The following is a 15,631-nucleotide window of genomic DNA, read 5'->3' as shown; positions in this document are numbered from 1 at the left end:
GTCAGGCTTCCTCGAGCGCCTGGCTCAGCACCTTCAGGGTGGTGCCGTGCTGGTCGGGTTCCGGCTTGGCCAGTTCCAGGTCGAGGGCGGCCTTGATCACCACCTTGGCGATGCCGCCCTTGGCCAACTCGGCCTTCAGCTTCTGCCAGCTCAAGCCGTTCAGTTGGGCCGCGGCCTCAACGATCTCCGGCGGCAGAGTGGCGGCCACGTTGGCGCCGGCCGGCGGTTCGTTGCTGCCGGCGTCGGTGCCGGTCGTGGTGTCCGATCCGCCGGCGTCGGCATCGGCACCGGTGCTGCTGCCAGCCGGCGGCGGCGGCGAATCCTGCTCTGCAACGGGGGCGACCGGCAGCACCGGCTTGATAGCGGTCTGCAGGCTCTGGGCTCGGGCGATGTAGTAGGCCTCCGGGATGCCCAGCAGTCGCTGGATGTGGTCGGAGTTCTCGACGTCGGCGACGTGCTCCGAATCGGCATTGGCGGGATCGATCGGCACGAAGAAGTACACGTTGCCGTCCAGCTCAACGGGCGCCTTCGGGCGCTTGAACTTGCATGCAATCAGCATGGGATGCTCCTGGTAGGCGGGGCTGCAGGCGCAGCCCCGCTACGGTTGGGGGCTCAGGCCGGGAAGGCAGCCAGGCGCAGGATCAGCTCGCCCTGCTGAGCACCGGGGGCGGTATTGAGCTTCACGTACACCGGGCGGTTCACCGGCTTGGAGCCCAGGCCCTCGGCGATCAGGTGCAGGGACATCGGGATGAAGGCCGCGGTATCGGCAACCACTGCGGTCGGCGCAATGACGGTATTGCCGGCCGCAGAGGCGCCGTCGATCGCGTCGGGAATGAAGACTGTGACGTTCTGCGCGGCCAGCTTGCCGCCGGCGTCCAGCTTGGCGAACAGGCCCGAGCCCTGGCTGTGCAGCTTGTGGTTGGCCGGCAGCTCACCGATCAACACCAGATCGCCATCCGCACCGGCTTCAACCGGCCAGCTGTAGTCGTTGACCACCAGCAGGCCGGCGGCCGGCGACGATGCGCCGCTGTTGCGGCCAATTGCGAGTTTCGTGGACATGGATTTCTCCTGCGAAGGATGTGAGTTCTGAACGCAAGAGCCCCGGCATGCCGGGGCTCTTGGCGTGAGGCTTACTGCGGGTTCGGATCGGCCGCGGCGGTATCCAGGGCGATCGTGCCGAAGTCCTTGCCGTTGAAGCGCGTCTTCTTGATGCCGAAGATTGCGCCGGCGCAGATCTCGATGTCGTTGCCGTGGTCGAGCGGAACCTCGGACCAGTCGAAGCGCAGGCCGTTGCCCGGCGAACCGAAGGCCAGCACCAGGGCCTGGCGGCCCAGGTACAGCGCGCGAGCCGCCGCAACGTTGCCACCGGCGCCGTAGTCCCCGAAGCGCACCACGGACTTGTGCTTGTGCAGGATCGTGTTGCCGATCATGCCCAGGTTGTCCTTGAAGATCGGGTTGCTGGCACCTTCGGCAGCTGCAGCCGCCTTCTGGATGTCCAGCCAGTTGCCCGGATCCGTGGAGGTCTTCAGGTCATGCGCCTGGAACGGGTGCATGACGGTGACGAAGTGCTCGCCGCCGGCAATGGTGATCGGCTGGATCTCCGCCACCTGGGTCGAACCGCCGCCCTGCGAAGCGGCCTTGGTGTTGGCGCGCTCGATCAGGACACGGCTCATCTTGCCGGCCGCGGTCAGCGATGCCTTGCTGGCGCCGTCGCCGAACAGGATGTGCGAGCTGTCCGGCGTCTCGAACGGGTTGCCTGCGCGACCGGCGTAGTTCAGCGGGACGTTGTAGTCCTCGTTGATGCCGCGGGCGCCCGAGCCGTACATGAAGAAGAGCTCGTCGTAGAAGCGCGCCCAGAATTCGGTCAGGCGGTTGCGGCCGACCTTGCGCAGGTCGTGGACGGTGCGCTTGCGGCTCATGCGGCCACCGCAGCTGACCGGCTTACGGGCCTGGTCGATGAAGACCTTGTCGGTGAAGAAGTCGAGCTTCTCGCCCTTGCCCTCGGCCTTCTGGTCGCCTTCGATGACGCCACCGGACAGCTGCACGGACAGGTCGTAGCTGATGGTGTCGCCCGCTTCCTGTTCCAGGTCGGTCTGCAGCATGACCGGCATCGAGGTCTCCGACCCCTTGCCCATCATCTTGCGGGTCCAGTAGGACTGTTTGGATACCGAAACCATGAGGTCCGCAGACCACAGCTTCCGGGCCTTGGGGTCGTTCAGACCCACGATCGTCTGTGCCATGTTGCTTCTCCAGGGAGATCACGGCACTTCTGCGCCTCTGTCGTTGACCCGCACTACTGCGCAGGTTTTGAGGATGTTCAGCCCGTTGTGGGCGTTGGCCGGCGCGCCACGCGCTGTAGTGCGCCGCCAGTAGGTTGCTGCTCACCGGCTCGGGTGATGGTCACCGGGGTGTTGGATTCGATGATCACGCGCGAGCGCTTACCGCTCTTCTCGGTGAAGGTGATCGACGCGCCTGACCCCGATGGGATCAGGACCACGTCGCCAGGCTCCAGGGTGGTGTGCAGCTTGGGCATGGGGCTTAGTTGTCCGCCACGAAGGAGCCCGGCACATCGCGCAGGATGCGATCGCGCTCGCTCTCCGACTTCCCGGCCAGGAACGACTCGATGTCCTCGATGTTGTCCATGCCAGCAGCAGCATCCGCGGTCGATCGGGAGGTTGGGTCAGCCGCCGCGGGCACGGTGCTCAGCGTGGCCGGCACATCGGCCAGCGGCGCGCTGCGATCCGGCTTTGCCGGCGCCTGCGCCACAGGCGGGGCGGTCGCTGCAGCGGAAGCCTGCAGCAGACCCTCGGTCACCAGCAGATCGCGCGCACCGGCCAGGATGTCCCAGTCGGTGAGCTGGCGGCCAGCAGCTGCAGCATCGTTGACCACCGATTGCATCGCCTGTTCCCACGCAGCGAACCGGATCGGGCTCGCGGCGATCGCGGCATTCTCCGGTCGTGAGAGGAACTGGCGTTGCAGGTACGCCCAGGACTGGTCGGCATTCTGCTGGCTGAGCTGCTGCTGCAGGGCGGCGATGTCCTGGGCGCGCTCGACGCGGCTGCGCTCGTCGCGCAGATCCTCGTACTGCTGCTCATACACCTCATCCTCGACATCGCCGGCCTTGTACTTCTCCTTCAGGGCCTGGAGCTTGCCGTTGATCTCGCCGATTTCCTTGCCATAGTCCCGTTCGTCGGCGGCATAGGTCGGCACGAAGGGCGTGGCCGGCGGCGGCTCGGCCGCTGCCGGCGCCGCAGCGACCGCCCCTTCCGCAGCGGCTGCCGCGGCAGCGGCGGCATCAGGCTGCGCCGCACCGTCCGCTGAAGCGACTGCTGGGGCAGCTGAGCCTTCGGCCGTCGGCGTGGCGGTCGCGGCGGCGGCGGCCGGCGCATCGGGGGTGCCGGTTGCTGCGGCGGCATCGCCAGGGGCGGCACCGTCAGCGCTGGCCAGCGCCGCACGCTCGCCCTCGGTCATTTCCAGTTCGTTCGCGGCCAGCGACTGCTGGCCCGCGTTGTCAGGCTGCTGCATGAGCGGTTTCCTCGGGGGTCTGTTGGGTGCTCAGGAGGCGGTCGGCCGCCGGAGCGAGGGGGAGCAGGATCTCGATCAGCTCGGCAACATTGAGCGCGTCACCCTTGGTCTTGATCTGCAAAGCCTTGGCCCTCGCCATGATCTCTTCGCGCTTGGCTTCGTCCAGTCCAACCTTGGCCATGCGCTCGCGCAGGGCCACCTCGCGGTCCTGGGCTTCCTGCTGCTGGCGCTCCTGCGCCTCCGGGCTGTCGACGTCCTGGTCATTGTCCGACTGGCCGGTGATCTTGCGGATGCGCTGCACCACCTCGTCCTTGCCCGGCATGTCGATCATGTCAAAGGCCAGGTCGAGCAGCTGGATAGACATCTCCGGAGGCAGCTTGCCCAGCATGTCGAAGAACTGCTCGGCGAAGGCCTGGCGCATCGACTCGCGGAAGTCCTGCTGGTCGACGATGAAATCGGCCTGGTTGCGGCTGATGTCGTTGTCGACCACCCAGACGTTGTTGAGCGTGTCCAGACGGAGCTGGTTGATCACGCGCCAGTCCAAGCCCTTGCGCTCCCCGACGATCCGGAACTGCCGTTCCTCAGTCATGTACTGCTCGGTGAGGGACAGCTGCTTTTCACCGCTGAGCTGGATGCCCAGGCGGTAGTTGTCGAACAGCTCCGCGGTGCTCACGGCGCCTTCCTGCTGCTTGGCCAGGATCGCCCGGCCACTGGCCGCGTTGGTCTCACGGCCCAGCAGTTCGCGGTTCACACCGGAGCCGTCATGGATGTGCGCGGCATCCAGCTCCAACAGCTTGATCTGAGCCTCGGCCACATCGAGGTTGCGCTCCACCTTGATCCTGGCCAGACCGCCACTCTTCAGGGGAATGGCGCCGTTGGGCTTGGCGATCTCGCGCTTCACTTCTTCGACGCGGTCCTCGTCGATGGCGCCGTCCTCGTAGAACAGCTGATTCGTGCTCAGCGCCCAGAGCAGCTTGCTCATGCGCTTGTTCAGATCTTCCTGCGAGTCGCGCACGCCGCGGACCAAGCCGTATTCCATCCCGTCGCGGTTGCGGCGATAGCACCAGTACGGCGTGTAGGGGAACCGACCGTGTCGGAACGGGCTGCGTTTGAGCTGCAGCAGGCCGCCCTCGGTGAAAATCGCGCACCACATTTCCTCGACCACGGCGTCGGAGAGCGAGTAGACCGGCGAGGCCTGGCCCTTCATTGCTGCCAGCGCCGCCTGGTGGTCGGGGTTGTTCGGGTCGAAGCGATCGCCCCGGAATTCGCCACCCCACAGGCGCTTGTGCGCGACTGGGCGTTTGAACCAGCACTCGATCAGACGGACCCGAAGCCGACACCGGCTATCCAGGGAGGCCCTGCCGGTGATGCGACGGCCGGTCACGGTATGGCCGCGGCTGTCGTAGCGGCGGAAGACCTGGGGCAGGTCCAGCTCTTCGTCGAAGGCGCCGTTGTCGCCGTCGTAGTGGTCCTGGGCCGCTCGGTTCACCAGCTCGATGCGATCGGGGAACATCGCTTCGGAATAGTCCAGGTCGGCGAACTTCTCCCGCAGCAGAAAGCGGCAGTCGCTCAGGTCCAATGCGCGGCTGACCGGATCCCGCCGCATCTGCCGCCAGGGAATGTGGCCCACCATCACCGGCTCGTCCGCTCGATCGGTCCGGATCGATTCCTCGGTCCAGCCGCACCCGGCGATCGCTGCGTCCTTGAAGGCCTGGCTGCGCGCCCACGGCACGCGGTTGGTGTCGCTGAGGTACTTCATCAGCTCCGACTTCACCGCAGCAATGTCGACATCGTCCTCCGCGCGGGGGTGCACCACGCCATCGATGCGGGTGCGTCGCTCCGTGCCGATGACCCAGTCGATGGCCATCTTGATCTTGTTGTAGGTCAGCGGCGCCTGGTGCCGGGCAGCCAGGACAGCGCGGTCTTCCTCCGACCACTGGATGTGGTCGTAGAAGTCGTAGTCCAGCATCTGCTCGATGCGGTTGTCGTAGAACGCATCGAGGGCGGTGTACCAGTAGTCCAGCAGCTTCGCGTGGAGGCGTCGGTTCTCCAGGCTGTCCAGCGGGTGGCCCTCCACATCTGGAGGCGCTGCGGTGGCCACATCGGCGGCGCCGGGGTCGTAGGCCGGCTCGCTCCGCAAGTTCTCGATCGTCTGCATCAGTTCACCTTCTGCCCGTTGATCTTGATCTGGATCCCCATCCGGGCCATCTCGGCGAGCCACTGCTCCCGGGTCTGCTCCGCCGGCGGCCGCAAGTTCTTCACGTCATCGCAGAATTCGAGGATGGCGTCGTGGATGCGGTGCCGGTAGGCGGGGACGTCCAGGCCGTAGAGGGCAACCGAGGCGTTCTGCAGGCGAGCGACCATATCGCCGATGTGGTGGTGCCGGCCCCGATCCCTGTCCTCCGGGCGGAAGATCCAGAAGTCGCGGAACGGAACCACGTAGGCCGGGCTGCCATAGGCGATCATCCCGGTCACGGGGTTCATACCCTCGACGCGGCGGTTTTCGTTCCGGATATACAGGGCCGCGTCGTCGTCGCCATCGCGCACTATGTGGGTCAGGTAGAGGGTGAGGTCCCCCTTCTTGCCACACCATACGAAGCCATCAGGGGCGAGCTCGACCTCGGCGCTCATGCTTCTGCTCCCAGCAGCTCCAGGGCTGCGTCCAGCTCTTCCACTACCGCCGCGGCGGCCTGGTCCGGCGACAGGACGTGGTCCTCGACCAGGCTGCCGTGGTTCTCGCCCCCTGGCAGGTACCGCGCGTAGGCGCGGGCCTGCTGTAGGTGGATGGCCAGCTGCTCGACGTCACGGTCTTCCACGTCAGTTCGCCTTCCTGGCCAGGTCGGAGGTGATCTGCGCGGCGATCGCCGGATGGGTGCCGGCGACGTCCTGGGCAATGCGCTGCAGGACAGTGCGAGCGGTGAGCTCGCTCAGCTCGTGGCTGCCGCGATAGTCCACCATCGTGTCGCCCTCCGGCGACCGCAACATGAAAGCGACGCTTACCAGTTGCCCTTCATCAGCGGCGGCCACCAGCATCGACAGCAGGTCGACCAGCTCGACCGTGGTGGGATGGTTCCGCTCGCGGGGGGAAACGCTCATGCAGTTCTCCAGTTGTCGTTGGCCGTGCCGCGCGACTCGCCGACGCGACGGCCGCTACTGCTGACATAGCCCTGGGCCGCCTGCCGGAACGCGTCGGCAGGATTGCTGGCCCAGTTGTGGAATGGGAGGTCGGAATACGTTTCGGTCTTCTCGTTCCAGACCTTGGTGTAGCGCCGCAGGGCTTCCAGCCCTCCGCGGCCCTCGCCTGCCTTGGGTGGGCCGCACCGGACCCTGTCGAACCGGCAGCGCGGCAGCATGTTGCGCACCATGTCGATGCCCTCGGTGATGTCATTGATCCGAGGCACCACCACGATCGGCTTGACCCCTAGCTTGCCGGCGACCTGCACCCTGTTCTCGTTGGCGGACCAGTCCTCATTGGCACCGTCGTGCGGCCAGTAGTGCTTGCCGTACAGGTAGCCGCGCTCCTTCAGCACCTTGGCGTAGTGCGCCACGCCGAAGCCCGAGTTCTCGTAGAAGTCGACGAAGTCCAGCCAGGGGCCGTTCTCCTGCATGAACCAGATGCTCGTCGCATCGCTGCGCCCGATGTCCCAGAAGGTGTGGATGGGCACCTGCGGGTTGATCGGTAGATCGGTGATCCGCCCGCTGCTGTCCGCGGCGGCCATTTCCTTGCCGTAGTAAGCACCTTCAGTGCTCGCCTGGAATGCCTCTTCCGGCGTGCTGGGGTGCTCCCGCTTCATCTTGTCGCGCTGCTCGGCCGCCTTCTTGACGTACCAGGCCTTCTGCTCGGGCCGCAGCGTGTAGTTCATTTCCGACTCGACCTTGGCGAAATAGGCCTCGTCGTCGGCGGTGAGCGTGACGCCGTCCGGGTCGAGCTCGTTGATCGGATCCCGGAACCACGGATAGAAGTGGAAGCGGTAGTCCATCGCCGTCAGCTTGGCCGTGCCGGCGCGGATCTGCCGGTCCAGCTCGATCGCCGTCTGGCAGCGCTCGTAGAAGTCTCCGGCAGCGCCATAGGCGGTCGACTCGATCACCACGATGTTGCCGGAGGCGATCGCATTCAGCGCGCCGGAGGCCACCTCCCCTGCCCGCTCCGGGTACATGGCGCACATCGGGCCGTACTCGGAGATATGCAGGAACGTCAACGTGCCGCCGCGGTGGGAAACCGAGACCTCGATGCTGGAGCCATTGGCCAGCTCCAGGACGCCGTCGCGCATGTCGCGCCGGACTGCCGGCCGGATCTTCTTCAGCCAGTCCGGCAGGTTGTCGTAGGCGTAGAGCACCTTGCTGCGGAAGAACTTGGCGGCATCGCCGGCGGTATGGGCGACCACACCGGCCTTGGTGTTCTTCTTGAACAGCGCCATGTCCAGGGCGCGGATGCAGGCCCAGGTCGTGATGCCGTGCTGGCGCGACTTCAGCGCCAGGTTCAACGTGTGCAGGTTGTCGTCGAGGTCCGCCTGCACCTCGTTCAGCTTGAACTGCACGCGTCGACCGAACTTGTCGGTGATGTAGTACAGGTTGTTCAGCCGCCACCACCGATCGCCCAGCTTCTCGATGATTCGGCTGGCGTCCTGGTCGCTCAATTCCTCCACGGCTTACTTGCCCCGCGATGTCGCAGGCCCGGGGCCGGTGTCGGACCCGTCGATGAGATCCATCACATCGCCCAGGATGCGCGTCTGGCTCTCGATCGGGCCACCGTTCTTGCCGGTGTGCTCGACCTTCTTGGCGAACATGCCGAAGTGCGTGCCCAAGGTCTTCACCGCATCAAGCCGGCTGACCAGTTTGATCTTCTTGGTCAAACCGACCGCGCGGCGCTCGTCGCCTCGCCCCTCCCACTCTTCGAACACCTCCACGCCCTGAACGAGGCTGGCCTCTTCCACTGTGAGCTCGCTCATCGGCTTCAGGTTGCCGTGCTGGTCGAATAGGGTGCGGATGTCACCCAGGGCCATGAACGCCAAGCGGGCCAGCACCGCTTCCTGGTCGACCCGCTGCGACAGCAGCAGCTCTTCCTTCCTGCTGGCCAGGTAGGTCTGCACCTTGGAATTGGCCAGCAGCCTCGCCGCGGCAGCGCTGGCCGCGGCGCCGGTGGCCTTGTAGCCGGCGCGTATGTAGGCGGCCGTACCATTGAAGTCGACCAGGTACTCGTCCGCGAACCGTCGTTGCTGGTCCTGCAGGCCCGTCGCCGGGTCAATCTTTCCGGCCACTGGCTGGCTTCCTCTCAGATTGGATCAAAGTTGCACTGCGGGGCCGTCACCTACCCCGAGCGGGAGTTCGACGCTGGACGGCCAGTTGAACTGGGACGGTTGGGGTAGCAGTAGTCGCACCTGCTCCCAGGACTCGATGCTGGGCGGAGGGTTGACCACCAGCGCCTCCAGCGCCTGATTCACAGCGTCGCGCCACGCGACCATTGCGCGGGCTTCGAGCCGGTATCGAGTGACCGTGCTGCCGTAGTAGCTGCAACAACTCTCGATCGTGTCGTAGCGGCGCTCCTGCACGAACTCGGTCATCCACTGCCACGCCGCTGCGCGAATCGCGCGGTAGTGCTCGGGCGAATGCAGCTCGTAGGGTGGCGGTACCGGGAGCGGCGTGTTCGACTCCAGCCACTCGGTCGGCCACAGATAGTGGCCGCGTGGAATGTCTGCGCCTGTGTCGACGCAACGAATGATGTCAGGATTCTTCGTGAGCCGGTACATTTTCAGATCTCAGCATCTGCTGTGAAGTGATAATGCAGATTAATGTTGTTGGTCGTTACTGGCCCCATCGAAATAAAGGCGCCAGCAGAGCTGACAGTTTCAATATTCGCGCCAACGTCTTGGGAAGGTGCTGCGGAGTACGCCTTACCTGCGACACCCGTCTGTGTGCTGTAAAGAGTGATAGCCGGAGTGGACCGCTTGCGGACACGGAAGTAGATGGTGTGGCCGCAGGAGTACGCCGCAGAGTTAACGCCGTACATGAAGAACGTCATTTCACCTGATCGATCCAGTGGATTACCCGGAGTCGCGCTGAGGTTGTACGACTTTTCGTAGTATCGCTGGCACAGTTCCAGTTCTATGGCGGGATGGCGCACCTCAAACGCGGTTCGCGTGCTACCGAGTTCAACCTGCACGTCCGTGATGTAGAGATCACCCGCAGGCTGCGCGCCCAGATTGTCGCTTCGAGCATTCCAGCTGCTACCAGCGCTGATCCATAGCGACAGCGTGAGATTGTGGCCCAGCTCCATAGTCTTGCCGACAGTGCTTGGCAGCGTGACGGTGTGCGTAATGGTCGACCAGCCCGGCAGCAACTGATATTTCTTGGAACCGATAGCGCTAACTGAAGTTCCACGAAAGTCCTGCTGCATTTCGATTGCAATGTAGCGAGTGCCACCAGCAGGAATGAATGCTCGGAACGAAACCGTTACGGTCTGCCCGGAAAAGGTATTTGCGTTCTCAATACGCTGTTCCAGCACAGCGAAATGGGATGCGGAGCTATCGCTACTAACGGTAATTTTCGGCAGCGCCTTGTCCAGATTGGCAACTTGATCGTAATCGCCGACCGCTAGGGCGTTCGCGGCAATTGAGATATTCCCGCCGCCACCGCCGTTGATGCTCCAACGGTCAGCCGTATAGCGCGACCCAGTAGTGCCAGAAGAATTGAACGAAGTTCCGCGCTGCCAGATACCGAAGCCACCATTGATGATGGCGTTCTTGCCGGCGAAAGCTTCGATCATCGCGCCGGGGATCGTATCGGCAGCGGCCAGCTCTTCGACGCGAGCGGTGCTCTGGTTGAGGATCAATGGAGTGCGGGTAGCCATCAGGTGGTCGCCTGCACGTTGAACACGCCGCCCGCCCGCAGGCCGATCGTCATCGCGTACGTCGAGGTCAGCGCGATGTTGAACACCCCGCCAGCCCGGAGCCCGATCGCGACCTGCAGCGGAACACCGACCAAGATGTCACCGGCGGGCAGCTCCCTGGTGCGGTTGCTCTCATCGAGGACAAGCGGGCGGCGCGCTGCCATGTCAGGCCCGCACCACCGGATTGCCAATCTCGGCGTTGATCTCGCCCACGTCGGTAGCCACGCCCAGGATCTGCAGGATGTGGCCGGCGGTGGTGGTGCCCGATGCCAGCGGCACAACACCACCCGGTGTGGTGTGGCTCAGCACGTAGGTCGCCCCGGGCGACAGACCGGAAAGCGAGCTGTTCGGCCCTTCGAAGTACACGGTCGCGTCGCTGCCTATGGTGCCGACGCCGGCGCGCACGAAACCATGGGCGCGCTTGCCTGCGTTCGCAGCGCTGGCATCGGCCTTGCGCACCTTGGCCGTGCCGGCGTCGTCCCATATGTTCACGTAGTCGCCGGCGGCCAGCACTTCGCTGGCCGGGTAGATCTTGGTGTCGGCGCCAATGCCGGCCGGCAGCAGCGAGTCGTCGAAGCGTCCATCCGGGCCGAGGGCCGCGATCTTGCCGGCGTCAGCGGCGCCGGCTGACGCGGTGACGCCTTCGACCTCGGTGGTGATGTTGTTCTTGAGCTGCAGGGTCTTGTCGGCCATGGGTTCAGATCCGCGCGATGGGTGAGTCGAAGTCGATCATCAGGGTGGTGGCGTTGAGTGCACGGCCAACGCACAACAGCCACCCGGCTGTGCCCGGGGCCTGGGTCAGCGCGCCGTCGACGCCGCACCACACCGCGCCGTCGCGCCAGTTCCAGCTGGCTTCCTCGATGGTGCCGGCCAGTCGCACCGCGACCTCGCCGGTGTTGGCCGACTGCAGTGCGATGCCGATGCAGGCCTGCGCGTGTTCCAGCACCGCCGTGTCCGGGTGATAGGCCTTTCCGCTGTCCAGGCGGACCACGCGGTGACCATGGATCGGCTCACCGACCGGGTACGTCGCTTCTGGCGAGGTACCGTCTCGACCGGCCGGACCCGCCGGGCCCTGCGCGCCGCGCGCTGCAACCTCGACCGTCCGCGTGTCTGCCTGGATTGCCTCGACCTGAGTCGGCCGGGCGGTCGCGACGATCGGCGTGCGGGGATCGCGGATGGCGACGGCACCGCGGCGCTCGACCACGATCACGCGGGCCGCGCCCTCGCTGGCTCGAATCACAGGCATCAGCGTGTCGTCTCGCCCTGGACAGTGAGCTTGCCGGCCACCAGCGGGATCACGTACTCCGGATCCGCGCCTGCCGGCTTGAACAGCTCCAGGCTGTAGCAGTGCTTCACCTTGCGTGCGTTCGCCGGGTTCAGCACCTCGGTGGCCACCGCTGGCACGGTGATCGAGACCATTCCGTCCAACGGATCGGCGATGACCAGCGAACCGTCCGCGGTACTGAGCTCCATGACCAGCGTGTCTGCCTCGGTAAGCCCGAACTGGCCCGCCAGCGTCCGCACCTGCATCCGGGCCTGGTAACCCGTCAGATCGAACGGGCTCCCATCCGGGTTGGTGTAGGTGAAGTCGTCCTCCCACGTCGCGCCGCGCACGACCGTGAGGCTGAAGCTGGCGGGCGTCCGGCTCACAGGGTCAGCTGAGCGTGCAGCTCGTTGATGATGTCCAGGGTGGCCGCCGCAGCGTCCCGCCGCTGGAAGAGGTCTTCGAGCAACGGCGAGGCACCGAGTGCCCGGCCCGTCGACGGTGCCGCGTCCGGCTTGCTTGCCGCCAGCACTGGCGCAAGACGCCGCGCCAGCTGCTCGACAGCGAGCTGCAGGTCCACCTGCGTGCACGCCAGGTCCTTCACGGCCGATTCGAGGGGGGTCTGCGGACCCGCCAGTGGGGTTGCGCCGGCTTGCTGGTTCGACATGCTGCTCTCCTATGGCGCCGGGATGGCGCTCAAAGCTGGATTACGTTCGTGGCGTCGAGCCGGCGCAGGCACTGCTCGCAGGCCTTCCGTCGCACGTCGCAGGTGCGGAGCTTGTCGGCCAGCTGGCCGACCACGTCCCCGCCGATGTTGTCCCAGGCGTCCGCGGCGGCAGGATCGGCCGTCACGCGCACGCCGGTGTCTTCGCCGGCGTCGACGCAAGGGCGGAAGCACATCGCGTCGCATTGGGCCGGCACACGCTGCAGGTGCTGCGTGCAGCCGGCCAGCAGCACCAGTGCCGCGATCGGGATAGCCTGGCGCAGCCTCATGGCCTCAGCGCTGCGGCCACTGCCAGCGGCCGGGATGGCTGCCAGATTCTTCGCTGGCCTCGTCGCGGCTGGTGACCCACAGCACGTCGTTGCCGTCCAGGAACACTTGGGCGTTGACCTGGCCGTTCGGTTGGACAGCCACAACCAGGGCAGGCAGCACGTCGCCGGCCGCGGCCCTGTTGCCGACGTGCGCCTGGGCACCCACCGGCCAGGTGTTGTCGAGCAGGCGCTCCTGGATGGCCGGGCCATCGGCACGGCGCGCATTGATGCGCAGCGCGTCGGTGTCGCTCAGGGTGTAGTGGACGATCCGTCCGATCGAGGGCTTCTGGGTCACTTCGCGGTCCTGCTGGTAGGCCCGAGGGCCTGGTTGATAGCGTCGACCCGGGCCTGACCCGGGGCGCAGTTGGCTGGCAGCGGCTGCGCTGCAGCTGCTGTTCGATAGATGGTTCGGGTTCGCTCACCGCGTGCAGCGATCGCCTCGAGCCGCTGCAACAGCTGGGCGCTGTCGGTCTGAGCCTGGCGTGCGATCCCGGCCGTCACCTCCAGCGTGTCTTCGAGGGTCGCGGCGCGAGCTGCAGCTGCAGCCTCACGTCGATCGCCGTACTGCCTGACGTTGAGCCAGAGCGACAGGCTCAGCAGGCCGGCCAGGATGGCAACCCACTTCCAGGCAGCCCACCAGGCACTGATCTCCGACCTGGTGATCACTGCAGGCGGCCTTGGCAGGTGGCCATTTCCCACTGCCGGCGATCGATGATGCCGCCGCACTTCGAGCTCCACTGCGGCAGCGCGCAGTCACGCTTGGCGCCGCCGATCGTGACGTACCGCCACTTCCACATCTCGGTGCATGCAGCCTGGCGCTCGCCAGCGTTGAGCCGCTTCGCCGCGGTGCTGGCGCAGAAGGCCGGGGTACCGATGTTGTAGGCGAAGTGGCCCCAGGCCTTGATCTCGTGGAATTCGAACTCCCCACGAACGCACTGCCCCATGTGTCCGAGCATGGTGCGCACGTAGGCCGTCTCCAGCCTGGTGCACTCGTCGTCGGTGTAGCGCTTGCCCTTCACCACCGCCGGGCCCGTGATGCCGGCACACACAGTCAGGATGCCGGCCGAGTCGTAGTACGGCGTGTAGCGGCGCCCTTCGTGCGCCGAGTCGTTCGTGCCCAGGGCAGCGACGAGCGCTCCGATCAACGCCAGCGGCGCGGCGGCGAAGCCGACGCGTTGCTTGGTGCTGAGCTTGGTGTCAGCCACGGCGGCGGATCCACGCCCAGAATCGCTTGGCGTTGCCCATGCGTGCGGTCCACCAGGCAGACCAGTCGCCCCAGTTCTTCACCATGACGGTGAACGTCTGGACCGTGGTGAAGATGATCGTGCCGATCAGGGCCCAGTCACTCAGGGTGTAGCCCGGCGAGTACGTCGCGGCGGTGACGCTCACAACCGCTCCGATCTTCGAACCTGCGACCGCCAGGTCCGTTGTGATCTGCTCTTTGATGCTCACCGCGGTTCCCCCAATGAAAGGAGGCCGGCATGGCCCACCACTACCGCGGTTGCAAGGTCGCGCGGACACCAGCGGCGCGTCTCACGACGGCCTATGTGCTGGCTTGAGTGGTGGCCATGACTACCGGCCGTTTGGTAGCGGGAGGTGGATTCGAACCACCGACCTCGTGGTTATGAGCCACGCGAGCTGCCGGACTGCTCTACCCCGCAAACAAGAAGGCCGCTGATCGACCAGCGGACTCCCACGTCCTGGTCAATCAACGGCCTTTGAATTGAGGCGCCCATAAGAACGCCCACTGTAGGAATTCAAACCTACTTTCGGTTCCCGAGGCAACTGCGGTTCCTCATGAGGAAGAAATCTTCCTCATGAGGAACAACTGAGGTCATCTAGATTAACAATCTCGGGACCTCGCCACTAAATCTTTTGCAGCATATGAAGTTCCGTAACCATCCGAACTTCAACGTCGTGGCTAAATTCGCTAAGGATCGCGAGGCGATTCGCACGCTCTGAATCGGAGCTGCCAGGCAAAGACCTCGCAGCCTCCTGCACCTCCGAGAACGCAGCCTGCAGCCGCTCAATCGCTGCAACAACGGTCCTACCTCTCGTAGTCCACACTCTCTGCCCTCCTGCAACGGGGACGCTCGCCCAAGCGGAGTGATTGAGAAGCTGGCGCTTGCAATCATGCAGAATTTTGAAGTCATCTTCGGAATTCAGCAGTGCCACCCACGCCTTCTCCGCAACATTCTCCTCGTGCTGAGCAGCCGTCAGAGGCCCGGGACTCGGTTTAGCTAGCGCAAGCTGTGCTAGGGCTCGCTCACGATGTGCTGCGAGGTACAGCGCGTTCGCGGCATGCTTGATGACGACTTCGACTGGGGTCACTCTGAAATCCAGTGTGCTGTAGTTCACAGGTTCATTCCATGAGTAGAGCGATCAACGATACCGCCCCTAACAAACCTTAACAAATGTGATAATGCCGGCCAATATAGGGAGGGCGCCGCAGTGAGTGAGACCGTTCTGGGAATGACCGAGCTGCAGATCCAGTTGTTCACGGCTATCGGGCAGGTTGCAGTCGCCGCAGCCATTGGCGTAATCGCACTCCGACAATGGCTTACCGCGCGAAACAAGTTGAAGGCCGACCTCTTTGACAGGCGCTACAGGCTCTACACCGGCTTGATCCAGTCGATGAACAGCATCACTGACGGCCGCACAGGTGCCGTCGATCAAATGGAACGGCTCGTAGTCGAGGCGAAATGGCTGTTCGGTGAGAAGGTTACCAAGAGATTGCATGCTGAGGTATGCGTGCCCTTCCAGAGACTGGCCGCAGAAAAGAACGCGGCGCGCGATTGGAAAAAGGATCGGCCGGATACGAAACTGCTGTCTGAAGCACATGTCGACGCAATTGCGGCGGCGTCGAATGCCGCCATAGCTCTACCAAAGATCGTCGGACCACATTTGCAGCTCAACCATTGAAG

The 15,631-nt window shown here is 65.0% G+C and carries 24 protein-coding genes and 1 tRNA gene; 1 reads left to right on the top strand and 24 read right to left on the bottom strand.

The window, feature by feature from the left end:
* Window position 1: 1 nt before the first annotated feature.
* The 24 genes from AB1281_RS06955 to AB1281_RS06840 all read right to left on the bottom strand — a co-directional run bounded on the left by AB1281_RS06955 (window position 2) and on the right by AB1281_RS06840 (window position 14,368).
* A complete protein-coding gene (locus tag AB1281_RS06955) occupies window positions 2–559 on the bottom strand; it encodes a hypothetical protein (protein ID WP_430345409.1) in 558 nt (185 codons plus the stop codon).
* A 53-nt stretch (window positions 560–612) separates the two neighbouring features.
* On the bottom strand, window positions 613–1,059 hold the full coding sequence (locus AB1281_RS06950) for a hypothetical protein (RefSeq protein ID WP_430345408.1): 447 nt from the start codon (window positions 1,057–1,059) through the stop codon (window positions 613–615).
* A gap of 71 nt (window positions 1,060–1,130) precedes the next feature.
* A complete protein-coding gene (locus AB1281_RS06945) occupies window positions 1,131–2,240 on the bottom strand; it encodes a N4-gp56 family major capsid protein (RefSeq protein ID WP_046430114.1) in 1,110 nt (369 codons plus the stop codon).
* A 77-nt stretch (window positions 2,241–2,317) separates the two neighbouring features.
* Window positions 2,318–2,533, bottom strand: coding sequence for a hypothetical protein (locus AB1281_RS06940; protein ID WP_005409207.1), 216 nt, complete (start codon window positions 2,531–2,533; stop codon window positions 2,318–2,320).
* Between the two features lie 5 nt (window positions 2,534–2,538).
* Window positions 2,539–3,525 (bottom strand): hypothetical protein, encoded by a 987-nt coding sequence (locus AB1281_RS06935; RefSeq protein WP_430345407.1) that lies wholly within the window; start codon window positions 3,523–3,525, stop codon window positions 2,539–2,541.
* Window positions 3,512–5,683, bottom strand: coding sequence for a hypothetical protein (locus AB1281_RS06930; protein WP_430345406.1), 2,172 nt, complete (start codon window positions 5,681–5,683; stop codon window positions 3,512–3,514). The genes AB1281_RS06935 and AB1281_RS06930 overlap by 14 nt, the downstream gene beginning before the upstream one ends.
* The gene (locus AB1281_RS06925; protein WP_430345405.1) at window positions 5,683–6,156 is read right to left on the bottom strand and encodes a hypothetical protein; all 474 of its coding nucleotides are present in this window, start codon (window positions 6,154–6,156) and stop codon (window positions 5,683–5,685) included. Before AB1281_RS06925 ends, AB1281_RS06930 begins: the two co-directional genes overlap by 1 nt.
* Entirely contained in the window at window positions 6,153–6,341 is a 189-nt protein-coding gene (locus tag AB1281_RS06920; RefSeq protein ID WP_046430104.1) for a hypothetical protein, read from the bottom strand. The genes AB1281_RS06925 and AB1281_RS06920 overlap by 4 nt, the downstream gene beginning before the upstream one ends.
* A 1-nt stretch (window position 6,342) precedes the next feature.
* Complete coding sequence (locus tag AB1281_RS06915; RefSeq protein ID WP_430345404.1) at window positions 6,343–6,621, bottom strand: hypothetical protein; 279 nt, start codon at window positions 6,619–6,621, stop codon at window positions 6,343–6,345.
* Window positions 6,618–8,171, bottom strand: coding sequence for a DNA packaging protein (locus AB1281_RS06910; RefSeq protein WP_430345403.1), 1,554 nt, complete (start codon window positions 8,169–8,171; stop codon window positions 6,618–6,620). The genes AB1281_RS06915 and AB1281_RS06910 overlap by 4 nt, the downstream gene beginning before the upstream one ends.
* A 3-nt stretch (window positions 8,172–8,174) precedes the next feature.
* A complete protein-coding gene (locus tag AB1281_RS06905) occupies window positions 8,175–8,783 on the bottom strand; it encodes a terminase small subunit (protein ID WP_430345402.1) in 609 nt (202 codons plus the stop codon).
* Between the two features lie 24 nt (window positions 8,784–8,807).
* Window positions 8,808–9,272 (bottom strand): hypothetical protein, encoded by a 465-nt coding sequence (locus AB1281_RS06900; protein ID WP_430345401.1) that lies wholly within the window; start codon window positions 9,270–9,272, stop codon window positions 8,808–8,810.
* Between the two features lie 2 nt (window positions 9,273–9,274).
* The gene (locus AB1281_RS06895) at window positions 9,275–10,372 is read right to left on the bottom strand and encodes a hypothetical protein (RefSeq protein ID WP_430345400.1); all 1,098 of its coding nucleotides are present in this window, start codon (window positions 10,370–10,372) and stop codon (window positions 9,275–9,277) included.
* Window positions 10,372–10,575 (bottom strand): hypothetical protein, encoded by a 204-nt coding sequence (locus AB1281_RS06890; RefSeq protein WP_430345399.1) that lies wholly within the window; start codon window positions 10,573–10,575, stop codon window positions 10,372–10,374. The genes AB1281_RS06895 and AB1281_RS06890 overlap by 1 nt, the downstream gene beginning before the upstream one ends.
* Window position 10,576: 1 nt before the next feature.
* A complete protein-coding gene (locus tag AB1281_RS06885) occupies window positions 10,577–11,104 on the bottom strand; it encodes a hypothetical protein (RefSeq protein WP_065195886.1) in 528 nt (175 codons plus the stop codon).
* A 4-nt stretch (window positions 11,105–11,108) separates the two neighbouring features.
* Window positions 11,109–11,657: a hypothetical protein gene (locus AB1281_RS06880; protein WP_430345398.1), complete on the bottom strand. Its 549-nt coding sequence runs from the start codon at window positions 11,655–11,657 to the stop codon at window positions 11,109–11,111.
* The gene (locus AB1281_RS06875) at window positions 11,657–12,061 is read right to left on the bottom strand and encodes a hypothetical protein (protein WP_430345397.1); all 405 of its coding nucleotides are present in this window, start codon (window positions 12,059–12,061) and stop codon (window positions 11,657–11,659) included. Before AB1281_RS06875 ends, AB1281_RS06880 begins: the two co-directional genes overlap by 1 nt.
* Window positions 12,058–12,342 carry a hypothetical protein gene (locus tag AB1281_RS06870; protein WP_164166129.1) on the bottom strand — a complete coding sequence of 95 codons (285 nt, stop codon included), beginning with the start codon at window positions 12,340–12,342 and terminating at the stop codon, window positions 12,058–12,060. Before AB1281_RS06870 ends, AB1281_RS06875 begins: the two co-directional genes overlap by 4 nt.
* 29 nt (window positions 12,343–12,371) lie before the next feature.
* Window positions 12,372–12,668, bottom strand: a complete 297-nt coding sequence (locus tag AB1281_RS06865; RefSeq protein WP_430345396.1) for a hypothetical protein — start codon at window positions 12,666–12,668, stop codon at window positions 12,372–12,374.
* 4 nt (window positions 12,669–12,672) lie between these two features.
* Window positions 12,673–13,002, bottom strand: a complete 330-nt coding sequence (locus tag AB1281_RS06860) for a hypothetical protein (protein ID WP_430345395.1) — start codon at window positions 13,000–13,002, stop codon at window positions 12,673–12,675.
* Window positions 12,999–13,373 carry a hypothetical protein gene (locus AB1281_RS06855; RefSeq protein WP_430345394.1) on the bottom strand — a complete coding sequence of 125 codons (375 nt, stop codon included), beginning with the start codon at window positions 13,371–13,373 and terminating at the stop codon, window positions 12,999–13,001. Before AB1281_RS06855 ends, AB1281_RS06860 begins: the two co-directional genes overlap by 4 nt.
* Window positions 13,370–13,912 (bottom strand): lysozyme, encoded by a 543-nt coding sequence (locus AB1281_RS06850; RefSeq protein ID WP_430345393.1) that lies wholly within the window; start codon window positions 13,910–13,912, stop codon window positions 13,370–13,372. Before AB1281_RS06850 ends, AB1281_RS06855 begins: the two co-directional genes overlap by 4 nt.
* Window positions 13,905–14,096, bottom strand: a complete 192-nt coding sequence (locus AB1281_RS06845) for a hypothetical protein (protein WP_230548461.1) — start codon at window positions 14,094–14,096, stop codon at window positions 13,905–13,907. The genes AB1281_RS06850 and AB1281_RS06845 overlap by 8 nt, the downstream gene beginning before the upstream one ends.
* A 195-nt stretch (window positions 14,097–14,291) precedes the next feature.
* Window positions 14,292–14,368 (bottom strand) — tRNA-Met (locus tag AB1281_RS06840).
* Window positions 14,369–15,158: 790 nt separating this feature from the next.
* On the opposite strand from AB1281_RS06840, the gene AB1281_RS06835 reads away from it, so the two are divergent.
* The gene (locus AB1281_RS06835) at window positions 15,159–15,629 is read left to right on the top strand and encodes a hypothetical protein (RefSeq protein WP_430345392.1); all 471 of its coding nucleotides are present in this window, start codon (window positions 15,159–15,161) and stop codon (window positions 15,627–15,629) included.
* Window positions 15,630–15,631 lie beyond the last annotated feature (2 nt).

The sequence above is a fragment of the Stenotrophomonas sp. NRRL B-14846 genome (genome assembly GCF_050473585.1).
In the GTDB taxonomy this organism is placed as follows: Bacteria; Pseudomonadota; Gammaproteobacteria; order Xanthomonadales; family Xanthomonadaceae; genus Stenotrophomonas.
Note: the sequence above shows the minus strand (reverse complement) of the source record. Positions and strands in the feature narration are given on the sequence as shown.

Coding starts and splice junctions, on each gene's coding strand:
- AB1281_RS06955 (WP_430345409.1), bottom strand. CDS start 559: ATGCTGATTGCATGCAAGTTCAAGCGCCCGAAGGCGCCCGTTGAGCTG.
- AB1281_RS06950 (WP_430345408.1), bottom strand. CDS start 1,059: ATGTCCACGAAACTCGCAATTGGCCGCAACAGCGGCGCATCGTCGCCG.
- AB1281_RS06945 (WP_046430114.1), bottom strand. CDS start 2,240: ATGGCACAGACGATCGTGGGTCTGAACGACCCCAAGGCCCGGAAGCTG.
- AB1281_RS06940 (WP_005409207.1), bottom strand. CDS start 2,533: ATGCCCAAGCTGCACACCACCCTGGAGCCTGGCGACGTGGTCCTGATC.
- AB1281_RS06935 (WP_430345407.1), bottom strand. CDS start 3,525: ATGCAGCAGCCTGACAACGCGGGCCAGCAGTCGCTGGCCGCGAACGAA.
- AB1281_RS06930 (WP_430345406.1), bottom strand. CDS start 5,683: ATGCAGACGATCGAGAACTTGCGGAGCGAGCCGGCCTACGACCCCGGC.
- AB1281_RS06925 (WP_430345405.1), bottom strand. CDS start 6,156: ATGAGCGCCGAGGTCGAGCTCGCCCCTGATGGCTTCGTATGGTGTGGC.
- AB1281_RS06915 (WP_430345404.1), bottom strand. CDS start 6,621: ATGAGCGTTTCCCCCCGCGAGCGGAACCATCCCACCACGGTCGAGCTG.
- AB1281_RS06900 (WP_430345401.1), bottom strand. CDS start 9,272: ATGTACCGGCTCACGAAGAATCCTGACATCATTCGTTGCGTCGACACA.
- AB1281_RS06895 (WP_430345400.1), bottom strand. CDS start 10,372: ATGGCTACCCGCACTCCATTGATCCTCAACCAGAGCACCGCTCGCGTC.
- AB1281_RS06890 (WP_430345399.1), bottom strand. CDS start 10,575: ATGGCAGCGCGCCGCCCGCTTGTCCTCGATGAGAGCAACCGCACCAGG.
- AB1281_RS06885 (WP_065195886.1), bottom strand. CDS start 11,104: ATGGCCGACAAGACCCTGCAGCTCAAGAACAACATCACCACCGAGGTC.
- AB1281_RS06880 (WP_430345398.1), bottom strand. CDS start 11,657: ATGCCTGTGATTCGAGCCAGCGAGGGCGCGGCCCGCGTGATCGTGGTC.
- AB1281_RS06870 (WP_164166129.1), bottom strand. CDS start 12,342: ATGTCGAACCAGCAAGCCGGCGCAACCCCACTGGCGGGTCCGCAGACC.
- AB1281_RS06865 (WP_430345396.1), bottom strand. CDS start 12,668: ATGAGGCTGCGCCAGGCTATCCCGATCGCGGCACTGGTGCTGCTGGCC.